This is a genomic window from Nostocoides vanveenii (genome assembly GCF_039531165.1).
GTDB lineage: Bacteria > Actinomycetota > Actinomycetes > Actinomycetales > Dermatophilaceae > Nostocoides_A > Nostocoides_A vanveenii.
This window is the reverse complement of record NZ_BAAAPN010000074.1, coordinates 1-1,195: the sequence shown is the minus strand read 5'-3', so window position 1 is coordinate 1,195 and position 1,195 is coordinate 1. Positions and strand designations below refer to the sequence as shown.

Annotated in this window: 1 pseudogene; it reads right to left on the bottom strand. The window is 65.9% G+C overall.

Annotation, left to right across the window (positions count from 1 at the left end):
- Positions 1 to 104 precede the first annotated feature (104 nt).
- A pseudogene (locus tag ABD209_RS15560) lies at positions 105 to 1,043 on the bottom strand (IS256 family transposase); the annotation flags it as partial.
- Positions 1,044 to 1,195: the final 152 nt, after the last annotated feature.

Sequence of the window (1,195 nt, the reverse complement as noted above, 5' to 3'; positions counted from 1 at the left end):
GATACTCGTGCAGACACGGGCGTAGGGTCCTTTCTTCGATGACTTTGAGCGGTCTCGAAACCGAACCTACGCCCGTCTCATTTACACCGGCCGCTGGACGCGACCCGGGCGAGCTGGTCCCAGTACTTCCTGCTCGCGTACCGGAACGTCGCCCGGATCAGGTGGATCACGCACGCCTGCACGATCGTGGACGGGAAGACCGCGGACACCGAGTCCGGCAGCCCTTTCAGGCCGTCACAAACTGGGGGCACCTCCCGCTTGCGGGGGAGGAAGAAGATGTCGCGAACGCCGCGGTTCTTCAGGTCGGTCAGGACCGCCAGCCAGAACTTCGCCGACTCCCCGCCGCCGTGGCCGGCCCACAGACCCAGGACATCGCGGCGGCCGGCCAGGTCGACCCCGATCGCCGCGTAGAACGGCTGGTTGCCGACCTGCCCGTCGCGGACCTTGACATAGATCGCGTCGATGAACACCGCGGCGTACACCCCCAGCAGAGGCCGGGAGCACCACGACTGCATCTCCTCGACCACGCGATCAGTGATGCGGGAGATGGTGTCCTTGCCGATGGAGGCGCCGTACACCTCATGGAAGTGCGCTGAGATCTCGCCGGTGGTCAGGCCCTTGGCGAACAGGCTGATCGCGACCGCGTCCACGTCCGAGAGCCGCTTCTGACGCTTCTTGACGATCACCGGCTCGAACGTGCCGGCGCGGTCCCGCGGCACCTCGATCACCACCTCCCCGGCCGCGTCGGTCAGCACCGTCTTGGCCGGGGTGCCGTTGCGGATGTTCTCCGCCCCGCCCTCCGGTGCTCGATGCTTGGCGTGACCAACATGGTCGGTCATCTCCTCCTCAAGCGCTGCCTCGAGCACGGTCGCGGTGATCGACTTCAACAGGCCCTCCGGGCCGGTGATGTCATCACCCCGCTCCCTCGCGGCCTTGACCAGCTGCGCGATCGCCGCCTTCTCCGACGGTGTCGCGGTCGACGACGACGAACGCTTCTTGGCGTCCTTGGGCATCGAGCTCACGCTCGTGATTGTCTCGGTCATCAGTGACCAACCTTCCCGCCAGCCCTCGCTGACGTGTCAGGTCAGAAACACCGTTGGTCGGACTTACATGCTGGTATGGCTGCGCGAGGGTCGTGACCCTTGATCTGACTGGTGCCCTGCTGGGTTGCCGATGGACTGATCCGTCCGGCCCT